General features: G+C 43.3%; 15 protein-coding genes and 1 pseudogene. 6 read left to right on the top strand and 10 right to left on the bottom strand.

The genetic code is table 11. The annotated features are described in order from the left end of the window. Nucleotides 1-79: 79 nt before the first annotated feature. The gene (gene groL / locus IPL35_07200) at nucleotides 80-1,708 is read left to right on the top strand and encodes a chaperonin GroEL (GenBank protein ID MBK8443201.1); all 1,629 of its coding nucleotides are present in this window, start codon (nucleotides 80-82) and stop codon (nucleotides 1,706-1,708) included. Nucleotides 1,709-2,222: 514 nt separating this feature from the next. Here groL and IPL35_07195 read toward each other — a convergent pair. The 3 genes from IPL35_07195 to IPL35_07185 form a co-directional block, all read right to left on the bottom strand. Beyond that, nucleotides 2,223-3,203, bottom strand: coding sequence for a ribonucleotide-diphosphate reductase subunit beta (locus IPL35_07195; GenBank protein MBK8443200.1), 981 nt, complete (start codon nucleotides 3,201-3,203; stop codon nucleotides 2,223-2,225). A gap of 196 nt (nucleotides 3,204-3,399) precedes the next feature. Beyond that, a complete protein-coding gene (locus IPL35_07190; protein MBK8443199.1) occupies nucleotides 3,400-3,864 on the bottom strand; it encodes a hypothetical protein in 465 nt (154 codons plus the stop codon). Nucleotides 3,865-3,895: 31 nt separating this feature from the next. After that, nucleotides 3,896-5,392 carry a T9SS type A sorting domain-containing protein gene (locus IPL35_07185; protein MBK8443198.1) on the bottom strand — a complete coding sequence of 499 codons (1,497 nt, stop codon included), beginning with the start codon at nucleotides 5,390-5,392 and terminating at the stop codon, nucleotides 3,896-3,898. A gap of 324 nt (nucleotides 5,393-5,716) precedes the next feature. On the opposite strand from IPL35_07185, the gene IPL35_07180 reads away from it, so the two are divergent. The 4 genes from IPL35_07180 (at nucleotide 5,717) to IPL35_07165 (ending at nucleotide 8,092) form a co-directional block, all read left to right on the top strand. Beyond that, nucleotides 5,717-6,415 carry a DUF2490 domain-containing protein gene (locus tag IPL35_07180; GenBank protein ID MBK8443197.1) on the top strand — a complete coding sequence of 233 codons (699 nt, stop codon included), beginning with the start codon at nucleotides 5,717-5,719 and terminating at the stop codon, nucleotides 6,413-6,415. A gap of 63 nt (nucleotides 6,416-6,478) precedes the next feature. Beyond that, on the top strand, nucleotides 6,479-6,865 hold the full coding sequence (gene rbfA / locus IPL35_07175) for a 30S ribosome-binding factor RbfA (GenBank protein MBK8443196.1): 387 nt from the start codon (nucleotides 6,479-6,481) through the stop codon (nucleotides 6,863-6,865). Then, the gene (locus tag IPL35_07170; protein MBK8443195.1) at nucleotides 6,862-7,182 is read left to right on the top strand and encodes a hypothetical protein; all 321 of its coding nucleotides are present in this window, start codon (nucleotides 6,862-6,864) and stop codon (nucleotides 7,180-7,182) included. The genes rbfA and IPL35_07170 overlap by 4 nt, the downstream gene beginning before the upstream one ends. After that, nucleotides 7,088-8,092, top strand: a complete 1,005-nt coding sequence (locus IPL35_07165) for an ABC transporter permease (GenBank protein ID MBK8443194.1) — start codon at nucleotides 7,088-7,090, stop codon at nucleotides 8,090-8,092. Before IPL35_07170 ends, IPL35_07165 begins: the two co-directional genes overlap by 95 nt. Before the next feature lie 8 nt (nucleotides 8,093-8,100). On the opposite strand, the gene IPL35_07160 is transcribed toward IPL35_07165, so the two are convergent. Continuing rightward, the gene (locus tag IPL35_07160; protein ID MBK8443193.1) at nucleotides 8,101-10,350 is read right to left on the bottom strand and encodes a VCBS repeat-containing protein; all 2,250 of its coding nucleotides are present in this window, start codon (nucleotides 10,348-10,350) and stop codon (nucleotides 8,101-8,103) included. Nucleotides 10,351-10,703: 353 nt separating this feature from the next. On the opposite strand from IPL35_07160, the pseudogene IPL35_07155 reads away from it, so the two are divergent. Beyond that, nucleotides 10,704-11,945 (top strand): annotated as a pseudogene (locus IPL35_07155) (amino acid dehydrogenase). Nucleotides 11,946-11,967: 22 nt separating this feature from the next. Here IPL35_07155 and IPL35_07150 read toward each other — a convergent pair. From IPL35_07150 to IPL35_07125, 6 genes are all read right to left on the bottom strand, one after another. Further along, entirely contained in the window at nucleotides 11,968-13,953 is a 1,986-nt protein-coding gene (locus IPL35_07150; protein MBK8443192.1) for an HDIG domain-containing protein, read from the bottom strand. A gap of 117 nt (nucleotides 13,954-14,070) precedes the next feature. Next, nucleotides 14,071-15,438 carry an NAD-dependent succinate-semialdehyde dehydrogenase gene (locus tag IPL35_07145; protein MBK8443191.1) on the bottom strand — a complete coding sequence of 456 codons (1,368 nt, stop codon included), beginning with the start codon at nucleotides 15,436-15,438 and terminating at the stop codon, nucleotides 14,071-14,073. A gap of 192 nt (nucleotides 15,439-15,630) precedes the next feature. Then, the gene (locus IPL35_07140) at nucleotides 15,631-16,542 is read right to left on the bottom strand and encodes a tyrosine recombinase XerD (protein ID MBK8443190.1); all 912 of its coding nucleotides are present in this window, start codon (nucleotides 16,540-16,542) and stop codon (nucleotides 15,631-15,633) included. 84 nt (nucleotides 16,543-16,626) lie between these two features. Beyond that, complete coding sequence (locus tag IPL35_07135) at nucleotides 16,627-17,379, bottom strand: AMP-binding protein (protein MBK8443189.1); 753 nt, start codon at nucleotides 17,377-17,379, stop codon at nucleotides 16,627-16,629. Between the two features lie 207 nt (nucleotides 17,380-17,586). Then, nucleotides 17,587-17,889, bottom strand: coding sequence for an AMP-binding protein (locus IPL35_07130; protein ID MBK8443188.1), 303 nt, complete (start codon nucleotides 17,887-17,889; stop codon nucleotides 17,587-17,589). A gap of 37 nt (nucleotides 17,890-17,926) precedes the next feature. Then, the coding region (locus IPL35_07125) for a hypothetical protein (protein ID MBK8443187.1) at nucleotides 17,927-18,116 on the bottom strand (190 nt) is incomplete at its 5' end.

Below are 18,116 nucleotides of genomic sequence, written 5' to 3'. Positions count from 1 at the left end.
TTTGAGAGCAGTGCTTTCGCTTATTTTTTTCTTTTTTTTATTTAATCATTTCAAAAAATATTGAACGACACATTTTATTATGGCAAAAATCATTAAATACGAGGTAGAAGCGCGTGAGAAATTGAAAAAAGGCGTTGATGCCTTAGCTGATGCCGTGAAAGTGACCTTGGGTCCTAAAGGCAGAAATGTAGTGATTGAGAAAAAATTCGGCGCACCCGCCATCACCAAAGACGGTGTGACCGTAGCCAAAGAAATAGAACTCGAAGACCCTATAGAAAACTTAGGGGCACAAATGGTGAAAGAAGTAGCCAGCAAAACCAACGATGCCGCTGGTGACGGTACTACTACTGCCACCGTATTGTCGCAAGCCATTATCAGTGCCGGTTTGAAATCATTGGCTGCCGGTGCTAATCCGATGGATTTGAAACGCGGTATAGATAAAGCGGTAAGAGCGGTAGTGGAAAACCTCAAAAGCATCAGCGTGAAGGTAGATACCGACAATACCAAAATTGAACAAGTAGCAACTGTATCTGCCAACAACGATGCCGCTGTGGGCAAATTAATCGCCGATGCCATGGCAAGAGTGGGCAAAGAAGGCGTAATTACCGTAGAAGAATCCAAAAGCACCGATACTTATGTAGAAGTGGTGGAAGGTATGCAATTCGACAGGGGCTATTTGTCGCCTTATTTTGTAACCAACCCCGACACGATGGAAGCCGAGTTGGAAAGTCCGCTTATTTTGATTTACGACAAAAAAATCAGCAACATGAAAGAATTGTTGCCGGTGTTGGAGCAGTCGGTACAAACGGGTCGTCCCTTGTTGATTATTGCAGAAGATGTGGACGGCGAAGCCTTAGCTACTTTGGTAGTGAACAAATTGCGCGGCACTTTGCGCATTGCTGCCGTAAAAGCTCCGGGCTTTGGCGACCGCCGCAAAGCGATGCTCGAAGATATTGCCATTTTGACAGGCGGACAACTCATTTCCGAAGAGCGCGGCTTCAAATTAGACCAAGCTCGTGTAGATATGCTCGGTCAGGCTGAAAAAGTGAGCATTGACAAAGACAACACCACCATCGTAAATGGTAAAGGCAGCAAAAACGACATCAAAGCGCGTGTAAATCAAATCAAAGCGCAAATAGAGAATACGACCAGCGACTACGACCGCGAAAAACTACAGGAGCGTTTGGCAAAATTGGCAGGCGGTGTAGCTGTGTTGTATGTAGGTGCGCCCAGCGAAGTAGAAATGAAAGAGAAAAAAGACCGCGTAGATGATGCTTTGCACGCTACCCGCGCCGCCGTAGAAGAAGGCATTGTGCCGGGCGGAGGTGTAGCTCTTATCCGTGCGCAAGAAGCATTATTGACATTAAAAGGCGACAATGATGACGAACAAACCGGAGTTGAAATCGTAAAACGCGCCATCGAAGAGCCGTTGCGCGTAATTACTGCCAATGCAGGTTTGGAAGGTTCGGTGATAGTGAATAAAGTAAAAGAAGGCAAAAAGAACTTCGGTTTCAATGCCCGCACCGAACAATACGAAGACTTACTAAAAGCTGGTGTTATTGACCCCACCAAAGTAACACGCATCGCTTTGGAAAATGCCGCTTCTATTGCCAGTATGTTGCTTACCACCGAAGCTGTTATTGTAGAAAAACCGAAAGAAGAAAAAGGTATGCCACCGATGCCCGGCGGCGGAATGGATATGATGTAATTTTTTAAAATCAGGCGGGACATTTTTCATTTTTTTTGTAAAAAAATAAAATGAATACTGCTCGTGTTTGATGAAGTCAAGCATCTGAAATCTTGTATTTCAGATGCTTGACTTTTTTGTTTCATAATACATCAAAATAGATTTTTGCTGATTCCTTTTATGACGATATTTCGTATTGTTTTTTATTACAAATAATTAAAAATCAATATTTTATAACTAATAAATTGTGCGATTTTATCAATCAAAAGGGAATAATATATTTGATACAGAGAATATAAATAATACCATTAAAATATCTATTTGGCATAGTTATTTTACTAATTCAATTCCATTTAAAGTGGCTTATATTAGCAATAATATCAGCCACATCATTACAAAACAGAAGATTTTACACACTGTGTCATTTAGATATTTATTTGGTATAAATTCTTCTGTAACGGATAAAACGAAAAAAACCCACACTACTTTTTAGGGCAGTATGGGTTTGCTCTTTTCTTATGTATTTGAATAGCGTTTAAAAATCATCATCTAAAGTAAATACTTGCTCTTCGGGTTTAGAGCCTACTTTAGCTTTTTTGTATTCGCTTACGCGTTTTTCAAAGAAATTTGTCTTTCCTGTCAAATTAATCATATCCATAAACGGAAAGGGATTAGCGGTATGATATACTTTTTGGTGTCCCAAAGCTATGAGCAGACGGTCGGCAATAAACTCAATGTATTGGCACATCAGGTCGGCGTTCATACCTATCAACGACACCGGCAGGGCATCGCTTACAAATTCTTTTTCAAACAAAACCGCTTCTTTGATAATCGCCTCTACTTCGGAAGTAGGCAGTTTTTCCTGCAACATAGAATACAGCAAACAGGCAAAATCGCAGTGCAGCCCCTCATCGCGGCTAATAAATTCATTGCTTGTAGCCAAACCGGGCATTAAGCCTTTGCTTTTGAGCCAAAAAATAGAACAAAAACTACCCGAAAAGAAAATGCCTTCTACGGCAGCAAATGCCACCAAACGATGCGCAAAACTCGGTGCTTCCTCTATCCAGTGCAACGCCCATTTTCCTTTTTTAGCTACACAGGGCAAATTTTGCAGGGCATTGAATAAATAATCTTTTTCTTGCGGATTTTTGATGTAGGTATCTATGAGCAGGCTGTACATTTCGGCGTGAATGTTTTCGATGGCAATTTGAAAACCGTAAAAACAACGCGCTTCGGGAATTTTTACGTCTTGCATAAAATTCACCACCAAATTCTCATTCACGATACCATCGCTGGCTGCAAAAAAAGCGAGTACATGTTTGATAAAATGCCGTTCATCTTCCGATAGCTTTTCCCAGTCGCTGAGGTCTTGATTGAGGTCAATTTCTTCGGCTACCCAAAATACCTCCACCGCTTGTTTGTACATTTTCCAAATGGCATCGTATTGTATAGGAAACAGCACAAAACGGCTTTTTTCTTCCGACAGAATGGCTTCTGTTTGTTGTGAGTGTAACATAATTAGTGTTTCATATATTCAATGGCTAAGATAAGCACGTTCAGCTTATTGCCTGTGAATAATTATCCACATAATGTGCATAACGCAATATTTGCAAGCAACACAATATCAAGTATTTAAATGATTTTGATACCTGAAAATACGTTAATCTGACAATAAAAGACCTGATTATAAAAGGAAAAAATGTAAAACTTTTTTATACCTCAAAAGATTTTTTTAAGGCTTCCCACAAGAGGGCTTTTTGTAAAGCGGGCAAAGCATCGGTAATGATAATGCCGCTGTTGGCTATGGCATAAAAATGATAAGGTATCAATTCGGCGGCAATATTGAATTGTTGCGGCGCAGCCCCCATACTTACCAAGCACTGGAATTTGCTCTGTTGTTGTAAAGCATAAAAAGAAATGCTTTGTGCATCGGTTTTGTATAAAATGGCGGTGTCGTGTGCCTCTATTTTAAGGGCTGAACTCATCTTTTTCAACATTTCTGTTTGCGCCACAGTGGTATCTTCTTTGCTTTGCGCCAACACTATCAGCAAACGGCACTGCTGCACCGCTTCGTGGTTCAAGTTGTACAGGGCGGGGGCTTCGTCATTGAACCAAGAGAGGGTATCGGGCAAAAAATATTTATAATATTGTGGCGAAAAAGCATAAATATCATTCATCACGACAGGGCTGTTTTTTTTAAAAAAAATCCTACAACACTACAAATTTAGTTTGAATAATGCTAAAATCACCTTCTAATTGTACGATATACAAACCACTTGCTAAAGCGGCAGCAGTAAATTGGTGTACATAAGGAGCATCAGGAGCTATATGCGACAGCGTCTCCGACTGCAATACAGCACCATTTACATTAAAAATACTCAACACCGCCTGCCGCACATATTGCCGGCTTTCGATGCGAATGGGGATAGTGCCTGCTGTTATGAGCGTGGGCAACTCCAAATGCACACCGCCCGCACTCAAGTCGGGCAGTGCCGAAATACAATCAATTATGCCCACATCGGCGTAGTTGGTGCAGGGCGGGGTCATATTATCGTTGTCAAATATATCAAATTCGTAATCGGTTACGCCATCGGCTAAAAAAGGACCCAAAGAAACCGGCAAATCGGCGTAGTTGTAAGTGCCGTAATTGTTGCCGTTTCCTACCACCACAAACGATGCTCCGTTGTTTTGGGCTTCTATGTCAATAATCACATTAAAAAACCCCTGCTCCGTACAAGGTGTAGCTTCTGCACTCACGCTGCTGATGGTGCAGGCTGTTTCTTCGCACAATACCGTTTCCAAACTAATATAACTGAAACAACTGCTGCTGCCAATATCCTGCACCTGAAAACCATATACCGTAGTGCCGTCGCCCTGCAAACCGCTAATGGTGAGCGGCAAATCGTTGTAGGAGTGTACGGTGCTGGTTTGGGTAACTCCATTGAGCAACTGAAATGTATCGCCCGCCGGATTGACGGCTGTAAAATTGAGCACTGCCGAAAATGTTCCGTCAGGAGCGCAAGGCTGCGGCGTAACAGACATATTTTGTATGAGGCAGTTTCCGCAATTGACGGCTTCGAGTGTAAGAGTTTCGTTGCAGTCGGGTTTGTCGGTATCCTGTACCAAAAATTCGTAGTCGGTGATACCGTCCCCTATCAAATTATTAATGGTAATCGGCAAATCGGCGTAGAAGAAAGTGCCTTTGGAAACACCGTTGAGCAGCAGTTCAAACTTGCCACTGTTGCCCGGATTTTGTACCGTAAAAAACAGGGTTGCCGAATATTCTCCGAATAAATTACAAGCACTCGCCGTCACGCTCGCGGTGTTGTATTGGCAAGCCGTAATAGGGCAAAATACAACACCTATTTCTGCACTTGCCGTGCAGGTATCATTGGCAAGGTCTTGTGCCGAAAAACTATAAATCGTGACACCGTCGCCTACCAAATCATTAATTTGAACAGGTAAAGTCGCATAAGCGTAAGTTCCATATACAGTGCCGTTGCCGCTCAATACAAAAGAATCACTGACGGCGGCGGCATCGTAGCTCATATCTATATTTACATCAAAAGTACCGTTTTCGCTGCAAGCAGAAGCGATGGCACTGAAATTATCCAAACAATTGGTTTGAGCAGATACACCTGCGGTACTTGCCAAAAATATTGCCCAAAGCAAGAGCGTATTACGAAAAAGGAAATTTATGTTCATGGTATAATAAAGCAGTATAAAAAATTTAATTGTGCAAAACTAAAACGTTTATTCAACAAAAATCTTACCATTTTAAATGAAAAATAAAGAAGTAATGCTGTTGTATAATACAAAAAAACACAAACCATACCTTATAGAACAAAAAGCGAGGTTTGTCGCTGGAATGATGCGGGCTAAATTAGGTCGTCACATTTAAAAACAATACTTTTGCAACATCGGCTGTTTTTGATAAAAAAATATGGTATTTTCACAGTTGCCGCAACCAACCGAATACAAACAATTTATTGCAATTTATTTTACAATTCTTATTAAAGAAAGCGCGAGTTGAACATAAAAGCATTTATCAAAAAAACGGATACCTACCTAAAATACGGTGTTCTGTTGTTCTTTGTGCTGTTTTGGTGCAGCAGCAATACATTGATGGCGCAGGAGCGAGACGGCTCTTTGTGGGCGGGCGGTGAAATTAATTACAACTTTAACAAAAAATGGCGTTTTAATACCGAAATAGAAGCCCGTTTCAGCGATACCGCTACCCATTTTCAGTCGGTGTATATAGAACCCGCCTTTCGCTACAAACTCACCAAAACGTGGCGGTTAGATGCCTCCTATCGCTATGTATATCGCAGCAGCCTCAAGCACAGTCAGCGAGTAGGCGTAGGCATTGGCAAAGGTTGGAAAATCAACAAACACTGGCAAGTGCAGCACCGCTTGCGTTATCAGCGCGATTTTATCAGCGACCCCTCCAAAAACGACATTGAACAAAGTTTGCGGCTCAACACGAATATAGATTATGAACGACACCCCCGACTGACACCGAATATCGGCGGCGAAGTTTTTTATGCTTTAGACCGTAAATTTCAAAAGATATATCGCTATCGCGGCTGGGGCAGCCTTAGCATGAAATTAAGCAAACAATGGGATTGTCGCTTGCGCTATATGTATCAAAATGATTTTAGGAAAGACGACAAAGAAAAATGCGAAATAGACCATATTGTAGAAGCGTTTTTTTCGTTGAATTTATGATTTTTGCAACTTTTCCGCTTCACTCTTTATTGTTAAGAAAAAAAATATCATTTAATCAAAGGTATGGACACTATCAGACAACAGCAGGTAGCAAAATTAGTGCAGCAGGCACTGAGCGAAGTTTTTCAGAAAGAAGGATTTAATCTATACGGCAGAGCTTTGGTGAGCATCAGTGGGGTGCGTGTTACAGCCGATTTGCTCATTGCACGGGTGTATCTGAGCGTTTTCAACAGCGACAACAACAGTGCTATTTTTGTTCATATTAATCGCCAACGCTCTGCTTTGCGGCACGCCGTGGGTATAAAAATACGCAACAAAGTACGCCGTATTCCCGAATTGGAGTTTTTCTCTGACCATTCTTTGGACGAAGTATTTCGTTTGGAAAAATTATTTGAAGACCTTAACAAAACTCCCCATTCGGGCGGCGACAATGCCGATAAGGAATCTTGAAATTAGCATTTAAAATAGCAAAGCGGTATCTTATTGCCAAAAAATCCACCAATGCCATTAATATCATCGCCGGAATTTCGCTGGCGGGTATGTGCATCGGTGCTATGGCATTGATATTGGTATTGTCGGCGTTCAACGGTTTTGAGGATTTGGTGGTGCAATTATACGCCACCTTTAATCCGGGACATCAAAGCGAGCAGCCGCACCGGAAAAGTATTTGTATTGCCGCCGGAGCGCATCAATGCTCTCAAAAACATAGAAGGTGTGGCGGCGGTGTCGCATACGCTGGAGGAGTTGGCGATATTAAAATACGGTGAGCGGCGCAGTGTTGCCACCATCAAAGGAGTTGATGCTCATTTTGAGGCGGTGTCGGGTGTGGATACTTCTATGCGAGCCGGTGATTTTGTTTTGCAATACGACAGCGCGCAATTTGCCGTATTGGGCTGGGGCATTGAGTACGAATTGGGCGTAGAACTCAACAACCCTTTTGAGCGACTGCAAGTGTTTATGCCCAAGCGCGGAGCCAAAGCCGCCGTCAATCCCGACAATGTGTTCAATGTGCGCAGCATTATGCCGGCAGGTGTGTTTAGCGTACAGGAAGAATTTGACCGCAAATATGTATTTGTGCCCATTTCCTTTGCCCGCGATTTGATGCAATATAATGGAGAAGAGACGAGTTTTTTGGAAATAGCTTTGCAGGATAATGCCAACAGCGACCAAGTACAAGCTGCTATTCAGGCGGTGTTGGGCGATGATTTTGTAGTAAAAAACCGCTATCAGCAAGATGAATTTTTGTATAAAGTGATGCAAACCGAAAAATGGGCAGTGTATTTTATTCTCACACTTATTTTGATATTGGCATCTTTTAACATTATCGGCTCGCTGTCTATGCTGGCAATAGAAAAGAAAAAAGATGTAGGTATTTTGCGGGCGATGGGCAGCACTTTAACGCTTATACGCAATATTTTTCTGGCAGAAGGTTTTTTGTTGTGTTTGAGTGGCGGCTTATTGGGTATGCTTATGGCGTGGATATTGTGCGTGGCGCAGCAGCGTTTTGGATTTATCAAAATAGGCGGCGACAATTTTCTCGTAGATGCCTATCCTGTGAGTTTGCGGCTCGGCGATTTTGTGTTGGTATTTGCCACTTTGGTCGTCATTGCGATAGCGGCATCGCTGTATCCTGCACTCAAAGCCGCCCGCCAAAGCAACGCAATTTTGGAGAAGTAGGAGGTTTTTTAGGGAAAATTATATACTATTTTGCCGCTTGCCACCACCGAAGTCCCTTTTTTGAGTTGCACGATATACACACCACTTAGCCAGTTTTCGGTGTGCAGCAGCATTTCCGAAGTGTCGGGCGGTAGCGTTTGCTCGCTTACCAAAGTGCCAACTGCGGTATAAACGCTCAAACGCAATAAGCCGTCCTTGTTGTCGGGGTGCATTGGCTGCCATTGCAAACGACAAGCACCCTGCGCCACCGGATTGGGAACTGCTTGCAACAACTGCAACTTCGCGGGTGCCGCCGCCTCAAAAATTGCACTGTAAGTAGTGGCACTGTAAAGGCTCAAACCGCCGCGATAGTTGCCCACTGCCAATTCGGTTTTTCCGTCTTCGTTGAGGTCGGCAAAGGCAGGAGCAGTGTATAAGCCGTCATATACATCGGTGAGGTTATCGTCTTTTTGGGTAAAAACGGCAGTGGTGGGGTCGCCTTCAATGCCCGTAAACCAAAAAACTTGCCCGTTTTCAGAGCCTACTATCAAATCGGCATAGGTGTCATTATCCAAATCCAACACAGCCGGCATCGCATAGCCCGTACCCGATTCGGCGCGTACATCTACTTGCCCCCAAAAAGTATTTACCACCGTAAATGCAGGCTGCTGGGCAGTGCCACTATTGACGTAATAATTGAGTTTTCCCAATTTTTCGCCTATAATCAAATCTTTCAAACCATCGCCGTTTACATCATAGAGGCAGGGCGCACTGTTTTGCCCTACATCAATGCCCTGATAACCAAATACCGGCGTTTCAAAATAGGGTGCAGTATTGGGGGGGGCGGTATTTTTCATCAGCAGCAACATACCGTTGAGGCTGCTTTGGCTCGGCATATTAGAGCCGCCGCAGCCCAACAATAAATCGGTGTCGCCATCACTGTCTATATCGCCGAAGTGCGGCACCAAGCTAAATAAATTGTATTGTTTCAGGTTGAGCCAATCGTCGCTGATCCATTGAAATTTCGGAGTGCCAAGCGTTCCGGTATTTTCGTATAAAGTGAGCGAAGCACTCATCACCGAAGAAACAGGCGAAGCCGAAGTACCGTAATTACCCATTACCAAATCCTGTAAGCCATCGTTGTTGTAATCCACAAAAGCCGGAAAAGCCCCGCGCCCTACATCAATGCTTTGTTCGCTCAAAAAACGGTCGGTGGAATACTGAAAGACGGCGTTTTGAGGAGTACCCTGATTGAGATAGAGCCACGAACAGCGCAAATGGTCGGCGAGGCTGCGCGAGTTGGGGGCAGCGAGCAAATCCTGCAAACCATCGTTATTGACATCGGCAGCAAAAGCCGCCGGAAAACTCGTTACCTCCATCGGTACAGAATTTGACGGAAAAGTCGTGTCTTGCGATACTATCAGGGCATCGGCGGCAGTGCCGCCATTGAGGGCGAGCAGCAGATTATTAAAACTCACATCGCCCAAAATCAGTTCTTTGTCGCCGTCATTGTCAAAATCTGCCGTCATCAGCGTAGAACCCGGGTGGCGGGTGGCATCGGCGGGCGTATTTTTTTTGCCGCTGCACTCGGCATTGAGTTCCAAAGAAGTGTTGATACCGCTTTCGTAGAATTTTCCCCAGCAGGCATCTGCTTTTATGAGGTTAAATGCGCCGCAGGTGCTTGTTTCGTTGCGCAGCCACCACGCATAGCCGCCCGCCGGATTAAAAGTGAGCACATCTATATACCCGTCTCCGTCAATATCATCAATGGCGGGCAAATCGGTGGGAGCAATGGGCAGCAATACATTTTGATTATATAATAGCTGGTCTTTGTCGAGTTCAAAATGCAGTTGATTATCCACCCACATACCTTTGTAGCAGCCGAGTGTTTCGTAGCGCGAAGTAAAAATATCCGGTACCTCGTCACAATTATAATCACGCAGCAAAGCCCAGTTTTGTAATGCCGGAAAATATGCGGCATATTGCGGCGAATAGGTATAGCTGATGGTATTGGGAATATTGTCGTTGATAAAAGTAAAAATACGATGGTCGTAGCGGTCGAAGATGCACAAATCCGTGATGTTGTCGTGGTTGAGGTCGGCGGCAGAAAATTGGGGATTGTTCAGCCCGCCGAGCCACGCATAGCGCAGGGGCTGTCCGTCTTTTTCAACACTGATATTGGTATCCGCTACAAATTGAATTTGTGCTTGTGCGGCGGCGGCAGCCATCGTCAAATATATAAATAAATAAAAATATTTCATTTGAAAAAAATAAGACAAAAACCTGATGATAATGTGGTGAAATTTTAATGATATACTCCTGCTTTTTTTATTCAATATAGCTTTGTCCTTTTTTGTATGATACAATAAAGTTCCTGTTTCTATTTTTTTGGGTTTGTGTTTTCCGGCAAAAATGTATAATAGCCATTCTATATCTCAAAGATAGTATTTTCAGGTTTTATTTTTTCCTGTACTCCTTTCAGTGCGGCATTATTTTGATAAAAAAACACATTTTTAGGGCGATTTTATTTTTTTTCACTGCGATAAAAACTCAAAAATATCCTTTTGCTTCCTATCTATGCTTCGGTGTAAATTTCGTACTTTTGCATTCAAATTTTTATTTAGCATAAAATATGGCAGCAACCGAACAATTATTGGACAAATTCAAAAATAAAAAACCCTTAATTGTATTTGAATGGAACGACAGCGAAACCGAAGCGCAAGGGTGGGTAGTTATTAACTCCTTGCGAGGCGGGGCAGCGGGCGGCGGTACGCGATAGCGGCAGGGTTTAGACCGCCACGAAGTGGAGTCGCTGGCGAAAGTGATGGAAATTAAATTTACCGTATCCGGTCCTTCTATCGGCGGCGCAAAATCGGGTATCAACTTCAATCCCGCCGACCCGCGCCGCGATGGGGTGCTGCGCCGTTGGTATGCTGCCGTATTTCCTTTGCTCAAAAACTACTACGGCACCGGCGGCGACCTCAATATTGACGAACTCAAAGATGTTATTCCTGTTACCGAAGATTTGGGATTGTGGCATCCGCAAGAGGGCATCGTGAACGGTCATTTTCACGCCGTAAAAAGCTCTAAAATTCACCGCATCGGGCAGTTGCGCCTCGGCGTTTCCAAAAAACTGGAAGACCCCACATTTACGCCCGACATCAGCCGAAAATTCACCGTTGCCGATATGATTACAGGCTACGGCGTGGCGGAGTCGGTGCGGCATTATTACGACATTTACCACCAAAGCACCTTGCAAGGCAAACGTGCCATTGTGCAGGGATTTGGTAATGTGGCGGGTGCGGCTGCTTATTATCTCGCTCAGGAGGGCGTGCGCATCGTGGGCATTATTGACCGCGCCGGTGTATTGATAGATACGCAGGGTTTAGATTTTTCCGCTGTTCGTCAGTTGTTGCTCCAACGCGAACACAATAAACTTCAAGCCGACCATTTATTGCCTTTTGAAGAGGGCAACCAACAAATTTGGGATACAGAAAGCGATATTTTTATTCCGGCGGCGGCTTCGCGTTTGGTGCATCGCAGCCACATGGAACGCCTCCTCAACAAAGGATTGCAGTGTGTGGCAGCAGGGGCGAATGTTCCTTTTGCCGACCAAGATTTGTTTTTCGGTGAAACGGCACGCTGGGTAGATGAGCGTTGTAGTTTAATTCCCGATTTTGTTGCTAATTGCGGAATGGCGCGTGTATTTGCTTATCTGATGAGCAACAAAGATGTAGAAATCAGCGATGAGGCTATTTTTGGCGATGTATCGCGCACTATTCGCAATGCTTTATTTGAGGTGTATAAACGCAGCACTTCCAAGCAGCATATCACACTCAACGCACTCACACATTCTTTGTCGCAGTTGGTATAAAAAGCGGCGATGGGTTGCCGACTCAACGATATTTTACCCGCAAATGAAATTTACTTTTTAGTTGGGTTTTGAGTACTTTTTTGATGTTTTTTAAATCTTTGAACGACAAATCGCAGTTGCTGAATTGTCCGGCATCTATTTTTTGCTGAATAATGTTTTCCACCAAATTTTCAATGTCTTGTTCCGAAGGATTGGAGAGGCTCATAGAGGCGGCATCTAAGGAGTCGGCAATCATAACGAGGGCGGTTTCTTTGGAGTAGGGCAGGGGACCCGGATAGCGGAACTCTACTTCATCAATAAAGTCGTTGGGGTGGAGATGTCGGTATTTTTCCATAAATACACCAATGATGGTAGTGCCATGGTGGGTGCGTATAAAATCAATAATAACATTGGGCAGGCGATGTTTTTTGGCTATCTCAATTCCTTTGGTCACATGTTGCACAATAATGCGCACACTTTCCAAAGGGCTTAATTCATCGTGCGGGTTAAAAGAACCGGTTTGGTTTTCGATAAAATATTGGGGTTTTTCCATTTTGCCAATGTCGTGATACAAAGCACCTACTTTTACGAGCAGTGTATTGCTGCCAATAACACCGGCGGCGGCTTCCGCCAAATTTGCCACCTGATACGAATGCCAAAATGTACCCGGAGCTTTTTCGTTGAGTTCTTGGAGCAAGGGATTTTGCAGATGCGTCAGTTCTATCAGGCGCGTATTAGATACAAACCCGAACAATCTCTCTATCAGTGGAATCAGAGGATATGCCAAAAGAGTGAGCAAAGAATTGAGTATCAACGCCAATAAAATTTGCCAATCCAAACTATCAAGTGAGCCGCTTTGGATAAAAGAAAGAGCCACAAAACCGGCTAAGTAGGTTATCATTACCCAAAATACAGACAGAAAAAAATCCGACCAATAAAAGGTACTCACTGTGGCAAAAATAGCCACCAAACCTACCGTGAATTGCAAAAATAGAAATTCAAAGCCTACGGGGATCATAAAATTACTCAATAGCAGCAGAATCACATACACATACAAAGTCATCTGATTGCCGAAAAAAGTGCGCAAAACAATAGGAATAATCGCAAATGGAATAATATACAAATACATATTATTGTCCAAAGCTACTACTGCTTTTATCAACAATAAAAAACCTATTATCAACAAAAAAATAAACCCTAATTGCCGGTAATCATTAAAAGTTTCGTTTCGGAAAAGATTCAAATACACTAAGAATAAAGTTATTAAAATGCTCACCAACAAAAAATATCCGATATTTATTAAATTAAAATTGACATCTTCGTTGAGTTGATTAAAATAGTTTTTGCGCAGCGAATTGAGTTTTGTAAATACTTCATCACTGATGATGGCTCCTTGCCCTACGACCAAATCCCCTTTTTTTACGATGCCCTGTGTGAGCGAAACCCTATCAAGGGCAGCATTTAAAAAACGCTCACTTACATTTTTATCATACATAATATTGGGGTGCAGATGCTCGCGCAACAAGGGTTTTAAAAAATCAGCCTGTCGCGGTTTTAATTTTTCCAATTGTGTTTGCAGCACATCATTCAACTGCTCTAGGGTGTAATAATCGCTTATCACATGGGTTTGTGCCACATTAAAATTAAGTACTTGAATGGAGTCGGTATTGTTGTAGGAATCGCGCAAAAGGGGAACAATGGAAGTATCTTTGCCCGAAAGTAATGTGAGCTTATAGAGAAAATTTTCCTGAAATTCCTGAATATGAACGGATAATAAGTTCCTGTTCAGGCGATAAAATGGAACAAAGTTTTGGCGTATCCGCTCTTGGTCTGCTTCTAAAGTTTCTTTGGTTTTTTCGAGTGCGTAATCAAAAGGTGCGTACAAATTGTTGTATTTCCAGGTTCTGTTGCGTTCATAATCGTAACGAAAATTGCTGCGCGGAAACAACAACGACAGAATAATAACGGTAATTCCTACTAATAAATAGCGAAAAATAGCGACATGTTGGTTCACTGACCAAGTGAACATTCGCTTTATATAAAACTGCACTCCATGCATCGGCATCAAAAATATATACTTATCAGCACAATATTAATACAATTGTACGGATTTATCGGTTCTTGTTTTTTTTTGTAAAATTAATTTTTATGAGTATATCAAAGACTTCAAATTGGTAAATTCCCACAAACCTGCCGCGCCGAGTTCTTTGCCGTAGCCCGATTTTTTTACGCCGCCAAAAGGTATTTCTGGATAGGATTGCACCATACGATTGATGCCCACTGTTCCGGTTTGTATTTTTTTTGCGAATAATTTTCCGCGCTCCATATCGCTCGTCCACACACTTGCGCCCAAGCCATACTCCGAAGTATTTGTAAGTTCCAGTGCGTGTTGCTCATCGCGTGCGCGGCTGCTGCAAAATACCGGCGCAAATACTTCTTCGCAAAATACGGGCATTTTTTCTATTACATCGGTGAGCAATGTGGGCGGATACAGGAGCGAATTTTTTTCAACAACGCCGCTGCTTCGCAGGGTAGCACCCAACTCCAGCGAAGCCTCTACTTGTTTTTGGGCGGTAAGCACCAAATCGCGGCGTGCCAGCGGACCTATTTCTGTGGCTTTGTCCATAGGGTCGCCCATTTTCAATTTTTTCATCTCTGCCCATACCAATTCTTCAAAAGTGTCGGCGATACTTTCGGCAACAATGAAACGTTTGGCGGCAATGCAACTTTGTCCCGAATTAATCATGCGCGAGCGCACGGCAATTTTTGCTGCTTCTTTCAAAGGTGCATCTGCCAGCACCACAAAGGCATCACTGCCGCCGAGTTCCAGCACTGTTTTTTTGATATGTTTGCCGGCTGTTTGTGCCACTTTTGCGCCACCTGCCACGCTGCCCGTAAATGCTACACCCTGCACACGCGCATCACTTATCATTACGGCGGTTTTTTCGTGGTCGGCAAATACATTCTGAAAAATCCCCTCCGCAAAAAATGCTTCTTTGAAAGCCGTCTCTATGGCTAAGGCGCATTGCGGTACATTGGGAGCGTGCTTCAGCACTACGGCATTGCCCACCAATGTAGCACCCACCGCACAACGAAATACCTGCCAGAAAGGAAAATTCCAAGGCATAATGCACAGCACCACGCCCAAAGGCACAGGTTGTAAAACGGCAGTGCCGCCGTCCGGCAGTTGGGTTTCTTCTTTGCTCAATAAGGCTTCGCCTTTTTCGGTATAATAGCGACACAAAGCGGCGCATTTTTCTATTTCTGCTACGGATTGTGTGATGGGCTTTCCCATTTCGGCGGTTATGAGTGCGGCATAGCTATTTTTGTTTTTCTCCAATACTTCTGCTAAATATTGTAGTCGTTTCAATCGTACCGACAGCGTTGCCGTGCGGTTGATATGATAAGCATCTTGGGCTTTTGACAACACATTTTCTATATGGCGCAAGTGGGCGGCAGAGTAGGTTTCGAGCAATTCTCCGGTGTAGGGATTGCGGCTTTCAAAAGTTGGCATACAAGAAAATGTTTAAAGAATATCAGAATAAAAAAAGCAAAGCACAAATTTACAATAAATCAGCCACAAACATTTTGAAAAAAGACAAAACAAATATAATTGCAATGTGTTTGTGTGATAAATGTATAAAATATTGATAATTAATTTTTTATTATAAAAAAATGCTTTGCAATAATTTTATGAATGATATACTCAGGAGTTGTTTTGAAAGCGCGGGTGATATTGCAAAAGGGTTTTGCGCAAATGTTGGTTGCTCACATGCGAATAAATTTCGGTGCTGGTGATAGATTCGTGTCCGAGCATATCCTGTATGGCACGCAAATCGGCTCCGCCTTCGTAGAGGTGGGTAGCAAAAGAGTGGCGCAAGGTGTGCGGGCTGATGTTTTTTTTGATGCCTGCCGCCGCCGCCAAATCTTTGATAATATTGAATACGCTGATGCGGCTGAGTGATTTTCCGAAGCGGTTGAGCAGCACCATATCCTGAAAAGCAGGCTGAATGGGCAAAGCACTGCGCACTTCGGCAATGTAGCAGCGCAGGTGCATAATAGCGGTATCATTGATGGGTACTAATCGCTCTTTGTTGCCTTTGCCCTGTACTTTCAAAAAACCGATGTCTAAGTATAAATTTGACAGGCGTAGCCCGCACAATTCGCTCACGCGCAAGCCGCAGCCGTAGAGCACCTCAATAATAGCGCGGTTGCGTTGCCCTTCGGGGCTGCTGTGGTCAATGGCGGCACACATACGCTCTATTTCTTTGAGGGTGAGATACTCGGGTATGGTTTTGCTCATTTTGGGAGCTTCGAGCAATTCGGTGGGGTTTCCTTTTGGCAGCATATTTTCAATATCTAAATAACGATAAAATGCTTTGATACCCGAAATAACACGCGCTTGCGAGCGCGTACTGATGCCTGATTCTGCCAAATGTGTAATGAACAACTCCAACTCCTCTAATGTAAATTGCACCGCACTCAAAGGAGGCTCTTGCTGTTCGGCATATTGCCGCAATTTGAAAATATCATCAAGATAAGCCTCAACAGAGTGCTTTGACAAGCCTTTTTCTAACTGCAAAAAATTTTTAAAACCATTGATGATATCTTGCCACATGGAGGTGTGTTTTTTTATAATCAAACGTATAAGGTTTGTTTTTTGAATAAACCTTATACGTTTGGTCTTTATAGAGTTGATGAATTATTTATCGCCATAGCTGTGTATTTCGGCGATGATGTCGGCGTATTTTTCCAAAATAACTTTTCGTTTGGCTTTCATCGTAGCTGTGAGTTCGCCGTTGTCTATCGTCCATTCTTTGGGCAAGAGTTTAAAGCGTTTTACCTGCTCCACTTTGTTAAACAAAGGATTGTAGCCGTTGATAATTTCCTGATATTTGGCAAGTACGGCGGGTTGCTGAATCATTTCTTCTATGGATTGTGTGGGGAGTTTGTGCTCTTTGCAGAAGTTGGTGAGTGCATCGCGTCCGGGCACTATGAGCGCACCAACATATTTTTGGTCGTTGCCCGTAATCATCACTTGCTCAATAAAAGGCGATTCGGCTAATTTATTTTCAATGGGTTGCGGAGCTACATATTTGCCGCCCGATGTTTTGAACAACTGCTTGATGCGGTCGGTGATGCGCAAATACTTGCCGTCCACCCATTCGCCTACATCACCGGTATGAAACCACCCTTCGGCATCAATTACTTCGGCGGTGGCATCAGGACGTTTGTAGTAGCCTTTCATAATATTAGCTCCGCGTGCCAGAATTTCATTGTTTTGCGGGTCTAATTTTACTTCCACGCCGGGTACAGGTTGCCCCACACTGCCGATGAGGTAGCTGTCTTCACCAAAGCGGCTGAAAGTGAGTACGGGCGATGTTTCGGTAAGCCCGTAGCCCTGCCGCACCGCAATGCCCGCCGCATTAAACACGCGCTCCAAGCGGCTTTGCAAAGCCGATGCACCGCGTATATATACCTACAATATTGCCGCCTAGGGGCTTCTTTCCATTTGCTGAAAACGAGCTTGCGGGCAATACTTAATTGTAATTGATACAATGCGCTTTTTCCTTTTACATCGTATTCCAAACCGAGTTCTATCGCCCAGTCAAAGAGTTTTTTCTTGATACCGGTGAGTTCGTCTCCTTTTGCTATGATTTTATCATAAACTTTCTCTAGAGACGCGGAACAGTGGTAAAAAGTGCGGTTTTACTTCTTTGAGATTCTCGCCTATGGTTTCCATGCTTTCGGCATAATACACCGAGCAGCCGTTGGCGATATAAGTATAAACTACCATGCGCTCAAAAATGTGACACAGGGGCAAAAAACTCAGCGCACGCACCGAACTGTCAAGCGGCAAAATCGGCGGCATCACCGAGTTCACATTGCTCACAATATTACTGTGGGTGAGCATTACGCCTTTCGGAACGCCCGTAGTGCCTGAAGTATAAATAATAGTTGCCAAATCATCGGGCTGTATAGTTTTTTTGATAGAATCTACATCATGGTAGGGTCAAATTCATTCCCATACTTTGAATTTCTGTCCAATGTTTTACATTGTCAATTTTTTCAAAACTGTAAAATACCACCCAAAGTAGCGACATCATCTTTAACGGATTTACTTTTTGGTACAGTTGTTCATCATTTACAAAAGCTAATTTTACTTCGGCATCGTTGAATATAAAGCGATAT

This window comes from Sphingobacteriales bacterium, from assembly GCA_016711285.1.
Classification (GTDB): domain Bacteria; phylum Bacteroidota; class Bacteroidia; order Chitinophagales; family UBA2359; genus JADJTG01.
The sequence above is the reverse complement of the archived record's forward strand: the minus strand, read 5'-3'. Positions and strand labels throughout refer to the sequence as shown.

What these genes read in the sequence shown, in the direction of transcription:
- rbfA (MBK8443196.1), top strand. Translation starts at nt 6,479, where the DNA reads ATGGACACTATCAGACAACAGCAGGTAGCAAAATTAGTGCAGCAGGCA.
- IPL35_07150 (MBK8443192.1), bottom strand. Translation starts at nt 13,953, where the DNA reads ATGTTCACTTGGTCAGTGAACCAACATGTCGCTATTTTTCGCTATTTA.
- groL (MBK8443201.1), top strand. Translation starts at nt 80, where the DNA reads ATGGCAAAAATCATTAAATACGAGGTAGAAGCGCGTGAGAAATTGAAA.
- IPL35_07145 (MBK8443191.1), bottom strand. Translation starts at nt 15,438, where the DNA reads ATGCCAACTTTTGAAAGCCGCAATCCCTACACCGGAGAATTGCTCGAA.
- IPL35_07140 (MBK8443190.1), bottom strand. Translation starts at nt 16,542, where the DNA reads ATGTGGCAAGATATCATCAATGGTTTTAAAAATTTTTTGCAGTTAGAA.
- IPL35_07190 (MBK8443199.1), bottom strand. Translation starts at nt 3,864, where the DNA reads ATGAATGATATTTATGCTTTTTCGCCACAATATTATAAATATTTTTTG.
- IPL35_07185 (MBK8443198.1), bottom strand. Translation starts at nt 5,392, where the DNA reads ATGAACATAAATTTCCTTTTTCGTAATACGCTCTTGCTTTGGGCAATA.
- IPL35_07195 (MBK8443200.1), bottom strand. Translation starts at nt 3,203, where the DNA reads ATGTTACACTCACAACAAACAGAAGCCATTCTGTCGGAAGAAAAAAGC.